This window comes from Wolbachia endosymbiont of Kerria lacca (assembly GCF_051602725.1).
In the GTDB taxonomy this organism is placed as follows: domain Bacteria; phylum Pseudomonadota; class Alphaproteobacteria; order Rickettsiales; family Anaplasmataceae; genus Wolbachia.
On the sequence record NZ_CP192272.1, the window covers coordinates 948,056 to 966,368 of the forward strand.

Annotated in this window: 15 protein-coding genes and 3 pseudogenes; 4 read left to right on the top strand and 14 right to left on the bottom strand. The window is 33.8% G+C overall.

Features of this window, described 5'->3' with window-relative positions; genetic code table 11:
* Positions 1-93: 93 nt before the first annotated feature.
* The 6 genes from rpe to ACQ4M0_RS04315 form a co-directional block, all read right to left on the bottom strand.
* Positions 94-768: a ribulose-phosphate 3-epimerase gene (gene rpe / locus ACQ4M0_RS04290; RefSeq protein ID WP_007302239.1), complete on the bottom strand. Its 675-nt coding sequence runs from the start codon at positions 766-768 to the stop codon at positions 94-96.
* A 153-nt stretch (positions 769-921) separates the two neighbouring features.
* Complete coding sequence (locus ACQ4M0_RS04295; protein WP_007302240.1) at positions 922-2,397, bottom strand: N-acetylmuramoyl-L-alanine amidase; 1,476 nt, start codon at positions 2,395-2,397, stop codon at positions 922-924.
* 74 nt (positions 2,398-2,471) lie between these two features.
* Entirely contained in the window at positions 2,472-3,299 is an 828-nt protein-coding gene (locus ACQ4M0_RS04300; RefSeq protein WP_012481925.1) for an EndoU domain-containing protein, read from the bottom strand.
* Between the two features lie 49 nt (positions 3,300-3,348).
* Positions 3,349-4,536 (bottom strand): phosphoglycerate kinase, encoded by a 1,188-nt coding sequence (locus ACQ4M0_RS04305; protein ID WP_179943647.1) that lies wholly within the window; start codon positions 4,534-4,536, stop codon positions 3,349-3,351.
* Positions 4,537-4,615: 79 nt separating this feature from the next.
* Positions 4,616-5,893 carry a serine hydroxymethyltransferase gene (gene glyA / locus ACQ4M0_RS04310; protein ID WP_213863839.1) on the bottom strand — a complete coding sequence of 426 codons (1,278 nt, stop codon included), beginning with the start codon at positions 5,891-5,893 and terminating at the stop codon, positions 4,616-4,618.
* Positions 5,865-7,100: an MFS transporter gene (locus ACQ4M0_RS04315; RefSeq protein ID WP_213863840.1), complete on the bottom strand. Its 1,236-nt coding sequence runs from the start codon at positions 7,098-7,100 to the stop codon at positions 5,865-5,867. The genes glyA and ACQ4M0_RS04315 overlap by 29 nt, the downstream gene beginning before the upstream one ends.
* 393 nt (positions 7,101-7,493) lie before the next feature.
* Here ACQ4M0_RS04315 and ACQ4M0_RS04320 point away from each other — a divergent pair, with 393 nt between their 5' ends.
* A complete protein-coding gene (locus ACQ4M0_RS04320; RefSeq protein ID WP_213863841.1) occupies positions 7,494-8,006 on the top strand; it encodes a hypothetical protein in 513 nt (170 codons plus the stop codon).
* Between the two features lie 16 nt (positions 8,007-8,022).
* Here the strand turns inward: ACQ4M0_RS04320 and ACQ4M0_RS04325 are convergent, their stop codons facing one another.
* The 3 genes from ACQ4M0_RS04325 to hemE form a co-directional block, all read right to left on the bottom strand.
* Positions 8,023-8,340, bottom strand: a complete 318-nt coding sequence (locus ACQ4M0_RS04325; protein ID WP_438456296.1) for a DMT family transporter — start codon at positions 8,338-8,340, stop codon at positions 8,023-8,025.
* Positions 8,341-8,388: 48 nt separating this feature from the next.
* The gene (locus ACQ4M0_RS04330; RefSeq protein ID WP_017531947.1) at positions 8,389-9,582 is read right to left on the bottom strand and encodes a pyridoxal phosphate-dependent aminotransferase; all 1,194 of its coding nucleotides are present in this window, start codon (positions 9,580-9,582) and stop codon (positions 8,389-8,391) included.
* 438 nt (positions 9,583-10,020) lie between these two features.
* A complete protein-coding gene (hemE, locus tag ACQ4M0_RS04335; RefSeq protein WP_410543650.1) occupies positions 10,021-10,962 on the bottom strand; it encodes a uroporphyrinogen decarboxylase in 942 nt (313 codons plus the stop codon).
* 477 nt (positions 10,963-11,439) lie between these two features.
* On the opposite strand from hemE, the gene ACQ4M0_RS04340 reads away from it, so the two are divergent.
* Complete coding sequence (locus ACQ4M0_RS04340; protein ID WP_007302250.1) at positions 11,440-12,258, top strand: transporter associated domain-containing protein; 819 nt, start codon at positions 11,440-11,442, stop codon at positions 12,256-12,258.
* Between the two features lie 198 nt (positions 12,259-12,456).
* Here the strand turns inward: ACQ4M0_RS04340 and ACQ4M0_RS04345 are convergent.
* From ACQ4M0_RS04345 to ACQ4M0_RS04365, 5 genes and pseudogenes are all read right to left on the bottom strand, one after another.
* A pseudogene (locus tag ACQ4M0_RS04345) lies at positions 12,457-12,768 on the bottom strand (transposase); the annotation flags it as partial.
* Positions 12,769-12,788: 20 nt separating this feature from the next.
* Positions 12,789-13,645, bottom strand: a pseudogene (locus ACQ4M0_RS04350) (IS630 family transposase).
* Positions 13,646-13,721: 76 nt separating this feature from the next.
* Positions 13,722-14,605 (bottom strand): annotated as a pseudogene (locus tag ACQ4M0_RS04355) (IS256 family transposase); the annotation flags it as partial.
* Positions 14,606-14,849: 244 nt separating this feature from the next.
* Entirely contained in the window at positions 14,850-15,305 is a 456-nt protein-coding gene (gene mlaD / locus ACQ4M0_RS04360; protein WP_438456297.1) for an outer membrane lipid asymmetry maintenance protein MlaD, read from the bottom strand.
* Positions 15,306-15,307: 2 nt separating this feature from the next.
* Entirely contained in the window at positions 15,308-15,613 is a 306-nt protein-coding gene (locus ACQ4M0_RS04365) for an NADH-ubiquinone oxidoreductase subunit NDUFA12 family protein (RefSeq protein ID WP_007302403.1), read from the bottom strand.
* 64 nt (positions 15,614-15,677) lie between these two features.
* Here ACQ4M0_RS04365 and ACQ4M0_RS04370 point away from each other — a divergent pair, with 64 nt between their 5' ends.
* Complete coding sequence (locus tag ACQ4M0_RS04370; RefSeq protein ID WP_438456298.1) at positions 15,678-17,126, top strand: proton-conducting transporter transmembrane domain-containing protein; 1,449 nt, start codon at positions 15,678-15,680, stop codon at positions 17,124-17,126.
* Between the two features lie 45 nt (positions 17,127-17,171).
* Positions 17,172-18,275 (top strand): rod shape-determining protein RodA, encoded by a 1,104-nt coding sequence (rodA, locus tag ACQ4M0_RS04375; RefSeq protein ID WP_213863856.1) that lies wholly within the window; start codon positions 17,172-17,174, stop codon positions 18,273-18,275.
* Positions 18,276-18,313 lie beyond the last annotated feature (38 nt).

Here is an 18,313-nt window from a genome sequence, read left to right on the forward strand (position 1 = left end):
CTTACTTTCTATTATCTCAGTGTCGAAACACTGGGATAATAGGAATTTTTAAAACTGACAAGATAACAAAAATGGTTTGTGTTATCTGTAGGGTTATAACGAAAGATTTTTAAGATCGTTTACAGCCTTTTTCATGTCTTCAGCTTTAAATATTGCTGATCCAGCAACTAATATATTTGCACCTGCTTTTATTATATCAGCTGCGTTAGAAAAGTTAACTCCACCATCTACTGAAACTTGTGTTTTAAGATTACGGTCCTGTATCATTTTCCTCACAGTAGATATCTTACTCAACTGCGAATGAATAAACTCCTGTCCTCCAAATCCAGGATTGACTGTCATAATTAGCACAATATCTAGCTCATCTATTATATACTCAAGCACGCTTGGAGAAGTTGAAGGAACAATTGAAGCTCCAACTTGTATTATTTTTTTTGTATTGTTTTTATATGATTTTATCTTTCTTACTAGCCTCTCAAGATGTATCTCTGCTTCTGCATGTATAGTGATAATATCAGCACCAGCATTTATAAAACTTTCAATATGGTCACCAGGAGATTTAATCATTAAGTGCACATCAAAAGGAAGGTTGCTATATTTACGTATCGCATAGATAACATTCGGACCTATTGTAATATTTGGAACAAAATTTCCATCCATAACGTCTATGTGTATATAATCTACATTCAAGTCGCTAATTCTTTTTACTTCCTCCCCTAATTTTGCAAAGTCTGCTGAAAGTATAGAAGGTGCAATTTTAATACCCATAGACTACTTTTTACCAAAAATAAAAAAAGTAACTTATTTTTTAAACTCTGTCATCCCAATACTATATTAATCTCATTTAGAAATTTTTGTATACTTCCAGATGCATGTGCCTTTATTTTTCTCTGCCCATGCATCTGGTCATTGTAATACTCATTAGACTTCTTTCTTCGCCTTTTCTAAATATTCCAACACAGTTTCATGTAGCGCAGTCCAAGACATTTGCCTTTCCATATTCGGTATAAATTTTTGTTTCCAAGTGTCCTTAAATTCTTGAAACCATTGCTTTTCAAAATTTTGGAAATCAGATAAAATTTTCGACCTAAACTCATTAATCAAATTCGAGACTTCTATAGCCTTTTCAGGGCTTATAGACTTAAAAGATAATATTTCATTCTTTAAAATATCTAGCTTTTCAAATGAATTAAGTCTAAATGGAATATAAAGTGAAGATCTTATATTGTATCTTAGATAAGAGTCATAATATAGCTTAATCTTGTACATGAGCATAGCAAATGCATCAGAAGAAATATTATTTTCATATTCTGCAAGAGAAGATAATAAATGCTTATAATCCTCTTCATTCAAAAATGGTGGCTTTAAGCTTAATTGAGTTTTATCACTTAAAGATAAGAATTCACTAAAAATAAGATTTCTATACTTAACTAAAAATTCAGGCAAAATATCTTCTTGTTCTAATTTTAGAGGCAAGTCTTTTCTAATCTCTTTCGGCAAGTGGTGCATTGAAAACTGATTGATAACCCACGCAAAATTTTCATCAAACTCATTTGAGTAATTAGCATTATTGTCAGGAAAAATCATATTACCTTCCCTATCATTCCAAGGCAGTATTTTATAAAAAAAACCGTTTAACCTTTTTTTTAATTTCAAAATATTTTCACTCTTATCACCTACCTTATACAAAACCTCATTTACTTTTTGTTCTGCGTCTTGAGGACTGATTCTATCACCTATATGCAATCCAATACCACTTTTCTCTAATAACTCCCAATCAAATAACTTATGTGGATCAGGCTTACGCATTGCGTAACCTTCAATTGCTGAGTTGTACACTATAGTGCCTATCTCAGCGTGACTAAATATCATATCTTTTCTAATCTTAAAGCGCTTCATGAGGTACAAAATCAGATCTTTGACAGATTTCATTTGCTCTTCTGGAAAAGGCTCAAGCCCTGTGTTTACAATCTCTATACCTATAGAATAATCATTCAGTTTTCGTAGCTCTTCAACCACATTATCTACTTGAACTTTCGCATAACTTATACCAGCATGCCATGCTCGTTTTTCAAGTGGAACCATCAGAGTAATGCTACCATCTCTATCAACAATAAGCTGTACTGATATCCCTGAAGAATTTAATGCGTATTTTGTACTTTTTAATGTTGGTGATTCGGTATGGTGCACCACCACCATCAACACTTTTTTGCCTTCTCTATCATCATAATTTAAACTCGGTGCAGGATCTAAAAATATTGGATTTTTTAATGATGTTTTCAAATCTTGAAAATCGTTCTCAATATCACTTAAACAAGATTGTTGTCCATATAAAAGAGGCGCTACAAGCAGCAACAGAAATAAAACAGACAAACATTTTTTTACTATAAGTTTCATGTAGCTCTACAAATTGCCCTTAATATAACTAAATTAGCATAACACACATAAAATGTTTACTTTTTTTCAGCCAATCAAGACTTGCTACAGCTACAATTAATACTCTTATCATTACATTTTGGTGTTAAGTCAGGATAGAATGTGAGTATAGCGTCTTTCTTTCTCACAAACACTGATTGATAATTGTCATCTTCCATTTTATACAGACACATTCCATCTTTTCCCAGCTCCTTAAACGCCTTAGTTGCAGAAACTAAAATATCATCAGCATGAAGGTTATACGCGTACCCACTTGGGCACTTAACTTTCACTTCTCCATCCTTACCTAGATATTTCATTCCAAATGTGTAAACAGGTGGCTTAATATCTAATTTATTGCACAGAGATTCATTATCCCAAATCGCACCCGCCCACTTATTTTCTTGAGCCTCAACATATCTACCTACAAAATGCATACCACCTAGCCCCAATCTATCTGGTTCACCACAAAAAATATGCCCAAACCCTATAGTTTCTTTTTCAGTTCCGCTATTTGTAAACCAAATCTTAGTCAATTCATCTTTAAACAACCCCAAGTCTGCACTAGGTGTAATCACCTGATGATCAAGCTTATCGTATATCCTTTTCACCACTTCTTGATGCTGCGGACAATCAAGCAAAATTCTGAAATCTTCTTCATCAGGCTGTGTTCCCCAATCTCCACAAACCCTTAACACTCCTCTATCAAAATCAGTCAACTCTGGAAGTGGTGGAATATAGTCTGGATCTGAAGAATCTGTTTTGAAAAACGGCTCAAAGCCAATTTGTGAATTTGCATCATTGAGATAATGCTCCTTAATGTAAAAAACAAATCCTATTACTGGTATTATTAAGCACAAGATTAACTTAGCTATTTTCGACATAATCATATTCATAAAGAAGCTAGGGTATAAGCAACAACTTAAAAAAGTTTTAATCTAATGTTGATCGCAGTCCTGGCATCTCATCACCACTTAGCCAACTTAAAAACGCTCCCCCACCAGTTGAAATATATGTAAAATCTTTATCGGCAAGACCTGCAGTATTTATTGCAGATAGACTATCTCCTCCTCCTATTACACTGGTTAATTTTCCTTCGTGTGTCAAATCACTTACTACTCTCATCACCTCTACTGTACCATTTGCAAAAGCTGAATGTTCAAAAACACCAATAGGTCCGTTCCACAGCAGAGTTTTACTGCTTGCTATTATACCGCTTATTGTGCTTAAAGTTTGAGGTCCGATATCTAAAATTATATCACCGTCCAAAATGGATTCAATTTTTCTTAAAACACCAGTGCTATAATCAGAATTTACTGCAACCAAAACGTCTTCTGGCACAACTATTTTGCAATTGTTTTTATTTGCCGTCTCAACAATATCGTGCAGAAGATCATCAACGCCATTTTGAAAAAAAGACTTGCCTATATTAACTTTATTAAATAACAAAAAATTATTAGCAATTGCGCCGCCCAGAATAAGGTAATCAACCTTTTCTGCTAGCTTTATAAGCATTTTTATTTTAGTTGATATTTTAGCTCCACCAACTATCGCAGTAATAGGTTTAGCGTCAAACGATATAGCTTGCTCAAGATACTTTAGCTCATCTTGCAAGCAAAATCCTGCATAAGAAGGTAAAAATTCCGTAATGCGTGAAATAGAAGCGTGAGCTCTGTGAGAGCAAGAAAACGCATCATTTATATATATATCTGCTAGAGATGCTAATTGTTTAGCAAAATTTGAATCATTCTGCTCTTCTTCTTTATAAAACCTCAGATTCTCTAGTAATATTATATCTCCTCCATCCATCGCATTTATTGCTCTTTGTACTCTCTCACCAATACAATCATCAATAAATTTCACTTCTTTGCTTAGCAGCCGCGATAAAGTTTCAACTACGTTTTTTAGCGATAAGTTACTGTCTTTGGCTTTTGGACGCCCAAAATGTGAGATAACAATAACTTTTGCACCCGCATTTGCCAAATACTGAATGGTAGGTAGCGCTCTCAAAATACGAGTGGCATCACAAATTCTTCCATTTTTTATAGGAACATTGAAGTCAACCCTGAGCAGAACATTTTTATTGTGAAAATCACAACTCTCTATGCTAGGTACATTTATCATAAAATTAAAGAGCTATAAAATCACTATACAATAGTTTAATCCAAAGTAAAGGAAGGAAATTCCAATGCTAAATAAATTAATAAATAGGAAAATTACTACAAATACTTTCAACTTTATTTTTCACTGCTTTTTCAACATCAGGGCTATTTCCATCAATTAATCCCTGAATTATTTCATTTATCAGATCAGCTATCTCTTTAAAATCTTTTTTCTCAAGTCCGCGTGTTGTCTCAGCAGCGGTACCAAAACGGAGCCCTGAAGTAATCGTTGGCTTTTCCGTGTCAAATGGCACAGAGTTTTTATTGCAGGTAATGCCAGCTCTCTCAAGGCTATTTACAACGTCTTTTCCCTTCAACTTCTGTGATCTTAAATCAACTAGCACTATATGAGAGTCAGTGCCACCGGTTATAATGTTCAGCCCATGCCCTTGCAGCGCTTGAGCTAACACTTTCGCATTTTCCACAACTTTTTTACTATAAGTTTTAAACTCTGGCGCTAATGCTTCCTTAAATGCAACAGCTTTTGCAGCTATCACATGCATAAGGGGCCCACCTTGCAACCCTGGAAAAACCGCAGACCGAATTTTTTTATGTAATGCTTCATCATTTGTCATTACCACTCCGCCACGAGGACCACGTAGAGTTTTGTGAGTTGTAGAAGTCATAACATGCGCATATTCAGCAGGTGATGGGTAACAACCTGCAGCAATAAGCCCTGAATAGTGCGCAATATCTGCAAGCAAATATGCACCAACTTTATTCGCAATTTCACGAAAGCGCTCGAAATCTATTTCTCTTGGATAAGCGGAAGCACCAGCAATGATTAGCTTCGGTTTATGCTCTAGCGCTAGCCTTTCCACCTCATCCATATCAAGCAGGTAAGTGTCTCTATTAACTGTATACTGGATCGACTTAAACCACTTACCAGAAAGGTTTGGTGCTGCACCATGAGTTAAATGTCCACCACAATTCAGTGACAATCCAAGTATTGTATCACCCGGAGTAAGTAGTGAAGCAAACACTGCTTGATTTGCCTGAGAACCAGAGTGAGGTTGAACATTTGCAAATTTAACATTAAACAGCTTACAAAGCCTTTCTATAGCCAGATTTTCAACTTCATCTACATACTCACAGCCACAGTAATATCTTTTACCAGGATAACCTTCTGCATATTTATTAGTCAGAAAAGAACCCTGTGCTTCCATCACTGCTTTACTTGCAAAATTCTCCGATGCAATCAATTGCAACTGCGATCTTTGACGCTGCAGTTCCTTCTCTATAGAGAGATAAACTTCATTATCACAAGACTTTAAATTATTTTCAGAGTTACAAATCCTTTCTGAAGCAATTGTCATAAGACCTTTTCCTTAACCACATAAATCCAAAAACAGCCAAAAGCAGACATACAGGAATAATTGATATTGCTTTTACCAGCAAATCAGTACCATACAAAGGATTTCCTTGTATTACCGTTCCATTCCAACATAAGTCTATTATTTTTGCAATTCCAGTATGAAAAAAATAGCCAAAAACCATAACTATCATGTTTGATACAGCTGTGGCTAAGCCTACCAAGTTATTGTTTACATAACTTATTGCCTTGTAAATAGTAATTACCTGATACCCAGATGCAAAGCCGATAACAAGAAGTGTAGGTAATGCAATATATAAACCGCCAACTTGTGTAAAAAGCAAGAGGAAGCTAGCGATCATTGCAAAAGAACACGCAATAATCACCTCGTAATGTTTGTCTGGATACTTCTCCAGTAAATAAGCGAGAAAGAATGATCCAGCTCCCATACCTATAAACATGAGAGAGGAAAGTGAAGATGCCAAATCTCCGTTCATTTGATATGCTTCACATAAGAACGCTTTCGCCCAACCATCAGCAAAACCTTCTAGTGGTCCAACCATTAAGCCACCAAAAAAGCTAATCAGAATGATATGTTTGTTGAAAAGTACAGTTTTTAAATCTTGAAATATGTTATCATTTCTACTCTCTTCTATGTTAGAGTTTGGCGTTATTAAAAGCAACAGCAGAGCAAGTAAACAACCAAATGCTGAGAAAGTGTATATAACATAATTCCAACCAAATTTATTGAGCAAGAAGTCTAGAGGTAATCCACCATAAATAGCTCCTAATAACCCTATTATTATAGATAAGCTAGCCATCCTTGCTGATTTTTCTTGTGAAAAATACATGCTTGCAACTTTGAAAAGTCCAATTGCTGAAGCAGACGATCCAATTCCGACAATCATTCTACCAAGTATTGAGTAATACCACTGATCAAAGCATATTAGCGGCAATGTTCCAGCAAATGTTAAGACAATACACGCAGGTAAAACAAACTTTGGCCCAAATCTATCAAGGGCAAGACCAACAGGTATGTGAGCAAGCGTATAGCCTATATAATATAGCCCACCAAATTGACCAACATCTGTAATACTTATGTTAAATTTTGTTATTAATTCAGGCGCGATTATATTTGGAATTACACGCAATATATACTGGTATGCATAAAATAGTGATGCTAGCAACCATATGAAAAAATTTCTCTGCAATGCTAATATTACCTAAAAAACGGAATTATAGGTATTTTATCAGCAAGGAGCAACACTTTTGTAAATAGCTACTCTAATCCGAGTATCTTTCTTAAAAGAGACCTTTTAGCATATCTATAACTGGTTCATGGATAAGGTATATGAAAAAAATTATACCACAGATGATGATGATAAGGATTTTTATAATTTTACCCTTGTTCATCTTAAGCTTTATTTTTTTACTATAAGTTTTAGTTTTGTTACAAAATTCATTTTACTTACGCTTTTATTTCGTGATAACAATTATATTTTAAATAATATAATTTTTAGTAAAACTTGGCTTTAGAGACGTCTAAGTTAACTTAATATTAACCTTTTCGCGTGTAAAATATAACATAAAAGCAAGGTGAGTGAATGAACATAGATACAATAGACAATACGCTACAAAACTACATAACAAAATACATTGAACAAACATTTGCCTCACACACAGGCAATAGATACGACAAGTTATACAGGGAACTTTTAAGTAGCACAGAAGAAATAATAAAACTTACTGTAAATGAAGCAAAACAATATGATAAAATCATAGAAGAACTACATAACAATTCAATATTTCACGATAAGAAATTTATTCAAGCTGTTGCTAAACACCAGATATTAGAATTTCTGAATACTCATCCAAAGAAGAAAGAAATCGTTGCAGAATTTAAAAATGAACATCATATCAACGAAAGCGATTTAAAAATTTTAAAGGAAGGAAAAGATTTAATGAATAAAATAAACGATATTAACTTAATTCAACAAAATGAGAAAAATGAAACATTGAACATCAGAAAGGTACTTGCTAAATCAATAGGAATGCCCTCTTCAAGAACCGAAAAATCCAAGGCAACTTTAGTAGAAAGTCCTGAGATGGTAAAATAGACGTACTTAACTTTTCCTAATTGGAAAATATTTTTAATCCTATAATACCCAGCACTACCAAAGCAAGGGAAAATAAACGCCCAAAATTTACTGGGTCATTAAAAAACATTATTCCTATTATCGCTGCACCTATAGAACCTATACCAGTCCAAACTGCATAAGATGTACCAAGGGGGATAGACTTCATTGCTAACGATAGCCAGTAAAGACTTACAGAACCGCTAACTAAAATAATTACTACAGGTATAACACGAGTAAAGCCATTGCTATATTTCAGTGCTGTGGTCCATATTATTTCAACCAAACCAGCTAATAGCAAATATACCCACGCCATAAATCAACTCTATCTTACTGAAATATTATACATAAGAATATTAAAAAGTTAACTTAGCATTTCACATGCTTTAATAATACTATTACATCCAATTTCTAATTGTTCCTGAGAGGTTGCATAAGAAATTCTGATAAAATTTTTCAGACCAAACGCAATTCCTGGAACAACAGCAACTAAATGGTCTTCCAACAAATATTCAGCAAAATCAAGATCACTATTTATTACTTTACCACTTTTCGTGCTCTTACCCAATAAACCTTCACATGCGACAAACAAATAGAATGCACCTTGTGGAATAGATGCTGACAATCCTGAAGCAGAATTTAGCTTTTTTACTACAAAATCTCTACGATCCTTAAAGATTTTTGTTCTTTCTTTCAAAAAACTATGATCACCGTTTAACGCTTCAACTGCTGCTGCTTGTGCTATCGAGTTTGGGTTAGAAGTACTTTGAGACTGCAGTGTAGAAATAGCTTTTATCACATCACTCCTGCCTGCAATATAGCCTATTCTCCAGCCCGTCATTGCATAGGCTTTTGATACTCCATTGACCACAAAAACTCTATCATAAAGTTTTGGCTCAACCTGAGCAATGGTAAAAAACTTTTCGTCGTATACTATGTGCTCATAAATATCATCTGTAACAACATTCACATGTGGATGTTTAAGCAATACTTGCGCTATGCTTTTCAATTCATCATATGTATAGACAATTCCTGCTGGATTATTTGGTGAGTTGAGAATTAACCACTTAGTTTTCTCAGTTATATTGCTTTCCAGTAACTCCGGTATCAGCTTAAAGTTTTGTTTGCACTCTACAACAACTGGCAGTCCGCCAAAAAGACTTACCATATCAACATATGAAACCCAATAAGGAGCTGGTATTATAGCTTCATCCCCAGGGTTAATTGTTGCCATGAACAAATTGAATAACACCTGCTTAGCACCAGCACCAACACAGATTTGGCTAAGTGTGTATTCTAGAATGTTATCCCTTTTTAACTTATTGATTATCGCCTCTTTAAGCTCACGCGTTCCATCAACAGCAGTATATTTAGTTTTGCCTTCATTTATCGATTGAATAGCTGCCTTTTTTATATGATCTGGAGTGTCAAAATCCGGCTCTCCCGCAGCTAAAACGCAAATTTTCTTTCCTTCGCTTTTTAATCTGTTTGCCTTATCGGTCACAGCGATTGTAGGCGATGGTTTTATCAGAGACATCCTCTTTGCAAGGTCTGACATAATCTCACTAAAGTTAAATAAAAATGATAAACTCTACACAACAAAAAAGCTAGAAGTTTTATTATTTTACATAAAGGTTGGTATTTTTGTACTCTTAAATATATTAACTATAGATATTAAAAAGCTTAATAAATTTAAAAAGGCAAATAAATCCCCGTATAGCGAGTTTTGACCCTATAATAATGTAAATTGGCATTGTAATAATGTGCTAACGCTTAAAATAAGCGCGATTTGGCTGAATGTAGAAAAAATAAAAAAGACATGCAGCCGCTATAATTTTTTGTAACCTGCCAATAGATATCTGAGTTTTTTTACTGAATTTTGTCGTTGAGCCCAAAAACAAGGATAAATACTCTTATTGCCATAATAAGGAAAGTGTAAAGATTTGTCAAGTAAGGTTTTCATTCCACCCTCATAAAGGCTTTTCATACAAGAGTTTTAGTAGTTTCTTACTAGGTCCACTAATGCAGCAATATTTTCAACCGGAGTATCAGGAAGCACTCCATGTCCAAGATTAAATATAAAAGGTAACCCTCTAAAACAATCTATTATACGCTTTGCTTCTTCAATTGCTTCTGCCTTATTGTAGGCCAAAAGACTAGGATTAAGGTTCCCTTGCAGAGGAATTTTTAGATTTGCTTTCGCCCATTCTATTGGAACATTATAATCTATACTTACTGCAGATACACCTGTTTTCTCATAGTAATCCTTATAAAGATTTCCAGCAGAGCGTGGAAAACCTATTATAGGAAAATCAGGAAACTTATTCTTTATTGCTGAAACAATTTCCTTTGTTGGCTTGATTACATACCTTTCAAACAGTTCTCCCTGCAATATACCAGCATTGCTGTCGAATAACTGAATAACATCTGCTCCAAACTCTATCTGTTTGATTAGATAAATAATTGTCGCTTCTGTTATTTTTTTAATTACTTCTTCTAGTTCTAGGGAACAGAAATGTAATACTTTAGAAAAAGTTTTACTACTACCACCCTCTATGATGTAGGAAGCTACCGTCCACGGCCCTCCAGCAAAGCCTATAAGGGACTTTTCCTCTGATAATTGGCTTCTTACTTTCCTGATGGCATTTAAGATTGGAAAGGTTTTAGTTTCAAATTCTTGTGAATTTTTTAACTCCTCAGAGCTTTTCACAGGTTTTATTATTGGACCCACACCGCGAACAAAATTCACATCACAACCTAAAACGTCAGCTATTATTAAAATGTCTGAAAAAATTATGGCTGCGTCCATATCAAATCTTTTTATTGGCTGTAGCGTCAGCTCTACCACTAAATCTATGCTATAGCATATCTCCATGAAATTACTCGTTTTTTCTACGGCTTTGCGATACTCAGGAAGAGATCTACCAGCCTGGCGCATTAACCAAATAGGTACTTTTTCATTTGGCTTATTCTGCTTAATAATTCTTACTATCGCTGGTTTGTTGCTTTCCAATCTATTTTATCTACTTTTTTCTATACTAAAGTATAGTAGTAATAATAGTTCTATCAATAAATTGTTATTAACTTAAAATTCAGTAAAAATTATTGTTACTTAACTTGTGGATAAATATGTTAATAACTTCTATATACTATTGATTTTGCCTTATAATTTATGTGTATAAGTAAGATATTTATAATGTTAGTAATTTTCTTTTACGGAAAATACTTTACTATCATGTATTGTTACACAATTATGTATATGTCGTTGAGAAAGTTGTTGATCAATTGTTAGTATTTTATATTAACAAATAATTCACAAATTAATTTGACATTATTCACATGCTTATTAAACATTTAATAACAGTTTTCTTGATAGACCTTATCTAAAGATATTTTCACCATTAAAGGGAATAAATTGAATAAGAAAAGAACTTTAGTAGAAAAAATAGCATACAAAATTTTTTTCTTTCTCTTCAACAAAACTTCTGTGTTAAAAAAATGTGCGACTGAGGCATTAATGGGTGATCTGTCAGGTCTTGACATACTTAATAGTCTATTAAAATTCCGTGATTGTAGTATCATGGATATAATGACTCCACGTAAGGAGATATGTGCAATAGACATTGAATCGAGCAAGGATGAGGTAATAAAGAAGGTGAAAAACACTTACCATGCTAAGATACCAACTTATAAGAATAACTTTGACAACGTAATAGGCTTTTTTTACGTAAAAGATATCATTTTCAATAAGAATAAAGATTTTAATCTGAGAAATATTATACAAAATGTAATATTTGTCCCAGCCTCAATGAAAGCAACAAATCTTTTTGTTAGAATGAAATCTTCCAAGTCATATTTAGCTATTGTACTGGATGAATATGGCGGAACTGATGGTTTAATTTCGATAAATGATCTTATAGAAGAATTGATACCAAATATTGATAACGAGAATGAGGTAAATTCAGAACACACCATTACTGAATTATCTCAAAATAAGTTTGAAATATCGGCAAGGGCCCTTATAAAGGATATAGAGGAAAATCTAAAAATAGAGTTGTGTGACTCTGAAGAGCATTATGCCACACTTAGTGGTTTGGTTCTTTCAATTGCTGGTAAGGTACCTTCTGTAGATGAAGTTATAAGATATAAAAATGGTATAAAATTTATCATCAAGGATGCAAATGAACGATACATTAACAAAATAATACTAGACTTAAGTGATTACAAAAATTAAATTCAATATTTTTTAGTGAAAGGTACTTTATCTTGGAAGTAGGAGACATAGTAGCCAGGTATGCAATTTAAACAATTTCTTAATATACAAAAGTTTGTAGTTCTATACGTTACTGTTTGATAATTAAGGTGGGAATAGTTTTTTTGGTATAAAGTTATAAAAATTAGTTGTTTAAATATTTTTAGCGATCTGTAACTTTCAAAAAGGGAGTGTTAAATAAACTGTGTCAAGCCGCATTTTTAATTCAACTCTACAAGAAAAAAAAATATCAAGTTGAGACATAGTCAAAGCCCAATCATGTATAGGCATACCCCATTTTTCTCCTAACTTTTTTATAGCACAATATACCTGTTCATAGAAGGCATTTGTGCTAGTAAATGAGCCCTTAGTTTTAGTAAATTTTCTGATCTGTCTATGTAACCCTTCAATAGGATTTGTGGTATAAATTAATTTTCTTACAGGGCCGGAATATTTAAAATAACTAGACAGATTTTCCCAATTATTTTCCCAAAACTAAAGTATAGCTGTTCTCATAATAGTGGAAACAAATGAAGAAAAGCAGAATCGACAGCTTGACGAAAAGATTTAAAAAGAGGAATGTTTTTCCTGGCTCTGTTTTTTATAGCAAACCAATGATGCTCAATTTTATTGAAATCTGGAGAATATGGAGGCAGATACAGAATGTCTGCACCAACCCTTTTGGCAAATTCGACAATCTTTTTAGACTTATGAAAAGTTGCATTATCTAAAATCACTGTTTGTCCAGGCTATAAAGTTGGTGCCAGAAATTGCTCGAACCAGCCATTAAAAACCTCTGTATCACAATAGCCTTCAAACGTCATAGGTGCAACGATTTTTCCCTTATTTAAAGATGCAATCATGCTAACTCTCTGAGTTTTCTTGCCTGATTTTAGTGCATGAAACCTCTCTCCCTTTCTGCAATATCCGTATGGGTAATCTTCTGTATTGTCTATACCAGATTCATCAATATATACCAAATTTTTAGGGGACTCTGCCGATATGACTTTCAGAAATTCAGCTCGTTTTTCTTCGTTTCTTTCTTCATATCCATAAATCTTTTTTTGCGTGTAAATCCAAATTTTTTTAGAGCTCTATGAATCGTTTGACGACTTATATTGCCCCAGAGTTTGGCCACCTCTGATTGTGTTTTACCGCCGTGCTTTTTTATAAATTCTACAAACGCATTCCAATCGGTGATTTTATGATTATAGCCTCTATTTCCCAGTTTCTTCGATTCCTGTTTCTTTCCGCCTTTTCTCCCATTTGTACAATGTCACTCTACCGATTTTGAACCTCTTTGCTACTGCTGTTTTACTCTCTCCTTCATGGCTTTTTTCCTTAAGTCATAACTGTATGCTGCTGGCACTTTTACCTTCTTATTACCCTAAGTCTCTATTTTATCCTGTTTCCACTATTATGAGAAGAGCTATATATTTTTCTCACCATTTTTCCTCTAGCTCAAGCAAATAATTTTCGGCAGTTTCTCTACTTGCAGCACGGTATATTTTTTTCAAATCATTCATGAAAATTTTCACATCTTTGCTCGATGCATATTTCAGTGAATTTCTTATCTGATGTACAATACATAGTTGTATTTCTGCTTTAGGAAATACACTGTTTATTGCTGTAGGAAAGCTTTTAGCCCATCTACACATACAATCAGGATATCTTCTACTCCTTTCTCTTTTAAGTCATTTAACATCCCTAGCCAAAAGTTAGCTCCCTCACTTTCTGCTATATAAAAACCTAAAACTTCTTTCCTTTCATTCTGCTAATATATTCTACATGTATTTACTTACGCAATGCCTGTCTTCTTTGACCTTAAAAAACATAAACACTATTGGATACACTGATTGCAGTGGACGACTACGCCACTCATTGATTACAGGCAATAATTTATCAGTAATACTTGATATCTCTGCTACAGATATTTTATATCTTTTCTACATGCGACGCTATATCTCTATATACCATGCCACTGGCATATACTTAAAACCTTTGCTTCAAGTTCGGTTGTTTGCCTTTTTCTGACTACTTGTGGCTCAAAGCTTCCTTCCCTATCCCTTGGTGCCAATAACTCAAATGAACCTACACTTGTCCGTAAAGTCTTTGAATTTCTTCAATTTCTTCGGTTATTTTCTTCGCTTTTAGCCGACAAGTGATTTTTTATTTCACCTTCCAGACTCGATTCCAGTAGCCTTTTTACAAACGGTGTTAATGCACCATCTCTTTCCGTCAATGGTCTTCCTTCTCGTATAGACGATAAGATATTTGTTTCTAATTCTTTATAGTCTACCAAACCGGTAGTTCTGTTTGCTTGACTCATTGTCAAACCTCCATTTTTTGTTTCTATTTTATTATTACTTCTCGGTTTGATACAGTTTATTTAACACTTCCCTAAGTACGTAAAAAAAACACTCCTATACTGAAAGTACAAGCATTTGTTGAGATTATTAGGAATGTAAAACCTAGCAGAAATCTTGATAATTCAAACGCTGAACAACTTCAAGCTATTGATAGAAAAATCCCTTAATTGTACATAGGCCAAGTTGGCTTATGTGTTCTTATTCTCACTTTGTAAACATGCCAATAATTTTATCCACTATTCCACCCATATTTGCTTCAGCTTGAGTATACGCTATTTTACCACCGTGTGAAATTAATTTAGGATCTGCACCAGGTAATATATTAACAAATTTACTACCAACAACTCCACTACTAGCGATTAGAGCTGAGCTATCAATTGGCAACTTTATGTCTCTGCTTATGCACATATCGATTCGTGCTATGTAGGTAGCTTTGTCAAGTGATACACCAGTTATGCTTCCGATTTCTACACCAGAGATCTTGACACTATCACCAACCCCTACACCGTTAGCATCAGTAAAAAGGCCATGTATTTTATAGCAATCCTTATAATTTCTCTTTATGTAAGATAGCTTATTAATAGCGAAGAAGACAAGAAAAATAGTGAAAATTAATACAAATGATCCAGCAATTATTTCAAGTATATTTGACCTTCGCATCTTTAATTATTAGGATTCCAGCTTTCATAGTAGTTTTTCACCTTTTGATTTGGGTAGTATGCACCTTTCGTACCTGTTAAATTAGGAGTTTTTCTTTTGTTATTATTAACTGGTACTTCATTATTAGTATAATGCAGCCATATATGCCATTCTGGAGGAATTGTTGTGGGCTCAGAAACATTACCATATATTACCCATCTTTTCCCTTTACTTGACTCATAGTAAGAATTTACGTTTTCATCCCTACCTATAAGTTTACCTTTTCTCCTTAATAAGTTTGTTACTGCATTATAAATTTTAGATAACATAAAGGTATTAAAACAAAAAGTATTATATATACTAATACTTTAACGATGTATTAACAACAGTTTAATGCAATTACCAATTCTACAAGTTATTATACCAATAATTGCATCGATGTTCTGCTTTCTTACCAGGAAACATAAGGTGTCCTGGTTTATCTCTTTTTTTACAACGGCAGCTACTTTCTTTATTTCATTAATGTTGCTAGTGAAAACATACAATGGTGAAATTATAACTTATTATCTTGGAGATTGGGCTCCTCCATACGGAATAGAGTTGAGAATCGACATATTGAACTCCTTGATTCTAACTTTGGTGAATTTTATAGCGCTGATTAGTGTGCTTTATAGCTTTCATATTAATGAAAAAGAGATTAGCAAAAACAAAATCATTGGTTTTTATTCTCTATTTTTACTGTGCTTGAGTGGATTACTTGGAATTTTAGTAACAAACGATATATTCAACCTTTATGTCTTTTTAGAAATTTCATCTCTTTCTTCTTATGTTTTAGTTTCAATGGGAAGGGATAAGAAAGCTTTAGTTGCAGCATTTGAATACCTCATTAGTGGTACTGTAGGAGCAACATTTTACTTGTTTGGCATCGGCCTTTTATACTCTATGACCGGAACGCTCAACATGTCTGACATGGCTGAAAGAATAGTACCATTATACGATAATAACATCATAAGACTTGGTACATTATTCATTTTTGTTGGTCTCTCAATCAAAATGGCACTGTTTCCACTCAGCAGATGGCTGGTTAACGCATATAGTGAAGCACCTAGCTTCATTAGCATATTTTTTTCAGGTACAGTAACCAAAGTGATGATATATGTTTTTATTAGAATCTTTTACACTGTTTTTCAGCAAAATTTTTTCTTACCACTAAGCAACGTGATGATCATCCTTGCGCTTTGTGCTGTTGTATTTGGATCAATATCTGCAATGATCGAAAAAGATATAAAAAGACTGTTTGCTCACTCCAGTATCAGTCAGATTGGCTATATAATTTTAATGCTGGGTTTAAATTCAAAAGCAGGTTTGTTTTCAGCAGTTCTTCACATAGTAAATCATAGCATGATAAAAACGTCTTTATTCATGACTGCAGGGTGTATTTCTTATAAGTTTGGTATGACAAAAATAGAAAATTTATCAGGACTAAAAAAGTCAATGCCCTATACAACACTTGCATTTACTCTACTTAGTTTCGCATTAATCGGTGTACCTTTGACAAATGGCTTTGTAAGTAAGTGGTATATGATGAAAGCAATTATCGAATCTCATGCATGGATTTCCCTTGCAGTTTTTGCTGCTGGCTCTTTTCTTGCACTAATATATATGTGGAGAATGGTTGAGAAAATATATTTTGAAAACAGTACAGCATCAAACGCTGAAATGACACTTAATGAGGTACCATTGCTTATGCTCTTTTGTCTATTATTTATGGCAATTTTAACGGTAATAACTGGGATATATAGTAGTCCAATTCGGTTGGTAATTAATAAATTTGCTTTTTGATTTTCTTATGTTTTATTGTATCTCAAAGTCTGTAAAGTTTTTGCTGTGGATAAGCTGAAGAAGATTCACTTATTATTAGTCATTAACGTAATAGCTCTGTTTTGCGTTGGCATTGTTGTGCAATATTCTTCTGCTGGAGGAAAGTGGGCTCCATTTGCAATTCACCAATTGGTCATATTCTCTTTCTTCTTTTTGCTTGCTATAGCTATGTCATTTATAGAGCTAGATTTTTATTTGAAGCACGCTTATTTTTTTTACATAGTAGCAGTAATTGCGCTGTTAGCAGTAAATTTTTTTGGCTCGCATATAATGGGTGCAACAAGATGGATAAGAATTGGGTCAATTAGTTTACAACCATCAGAATTTGTAAAAGTGGGCTTAATACTTGCACTTGCTCGTTATTTTAATAAACAAAGTGTGTATAAAATGATGAAATTTCAAAGTTTATTTAAGCCACTTATAATTATTTTCTTACCTGTATTCCTTGTATTGAAGCAACCTAATTTAGGAACAGCTGTAATAATATTGTTTATAGGAGCATCAATTATATTCACAGCAATAATGGAAAGACCTCATTTAATAATTTTTGGAGCGCTTGGCATTTTCGCAATACCAGCTATTTGGCCTTTTTTGCGCCCTTATCACAAGCAAAGGATATTATCATTTTTGGATTCATCAGTAGATCCACTTGGAATAGGTTATAATGCACAGCAATCTCAAATAGCTATTGGTTCAGGAGGTTTATTTGGTAAGGGATTTGTTAATGGGAGTCAAACTCAACTTGGATTTTTGCCAGAGAAACGCACAGATTTTGCTTTTGCGGTACTGAGTGAGGAATGGGGTTTTTTAGGCAGCATAACTTTGATTTTACTCTATACCACATTCCTCGCTATAATATTCTCTATCGCTTACAGGTCAAAAAATTATTTTTCTAAGTTAATATCTATCGGGGTTTTCGCCTTTTTTGGTGCTCATTTCTTTATAAACATTGGAATGACAATAGGCCTTTTACCTATAATAGGTGACCCACTTCCATTTCTATCCTATGGCGGAAGCACAACTGCTGCGAGCTTAATATGTATAGGATTGCTACTTAGTTCCGTGGCATCTACAAAGAACTTAAAGCTAAGTTTCCGATTTCACCCATAGAAAGAGCTTAGACAACCATCACTCTGCTAATGGTTAAC

Coding starts and splice junctions, on each gene's coding strand:
- ACQ4M0_RS04300 (WP_012481925.1), bottom strand. CDS start 3,299: ATGTCGAAAATAGCTAAGTTAATCTTGTGCTTAATAATACCAGTAATA.
- ACQ4M0_RS04370 (WP_438456298.1), top strand. CDS start 15,678: ATGCAATTACCAATTCTACAAGTTATTATACCAATAATTGCATCGATG.
- rpe (WP_007302239.1), bottom strand. CDS start 768: ATGGGTATTAAAATTGCACCTTCTATACTTTCAGCAGACTTTGCAAAA.
- glyA (WP_213863839.1), bottom strand. CDS start 5,893: ATGACAATTGCTTCAGAAAGGATTTGTAACTCTGAAAATAATTTAAAG.
- ACQ4M0_RS04295 (WP_007302240.1), bottom strand. CDS start 2,397: ATGAAACTTATAGTAAAAAAATGTTTGTCTGTTTTATTTCTGTTGCTG.
- ACQ4M0_RS04325 (WP_438456296.1), bottom strand. CDS start 8,340: ATGGCGTGGGTATATTTGCTATTAGCTGGTTTGGTTGAAATAATATGG.
- ACQ4M0_RS04330 (WP_017531947.1), bottom strand. CDS start 9,582: ATGTCAGACCTTGCAAAGAGGATGTCTCTGATAAAACCATCGCCTACA.
- ACQ4M0_RS04320 (WP_213863841.1), top strand. CDS start 7,494: ATGAACATAGATACAATAGACAATACGCTACAAAACTACATAACAAAA.
- hemE (WP_410543650.1), bottom strand. CDS start 10,962: ATGCGCCAGGCTGGTAGATCTCTTCCTGAGTATCGCAAAGCCGTAGAA.
- ACQ4M0_RS04365 (WP_007302403.1), bottom strand. CDS start 15,613: ATGTTATCTAAAATTTATAATGCAGTAACAAACTTATTAAGGAGAAAA.
- mlaD (WP_438456297.1), bottom strand. CDS start 15,305: ATGCGAAGGTCAAATATACTTGAAATAATTGCTGGATCATTTGTATTA.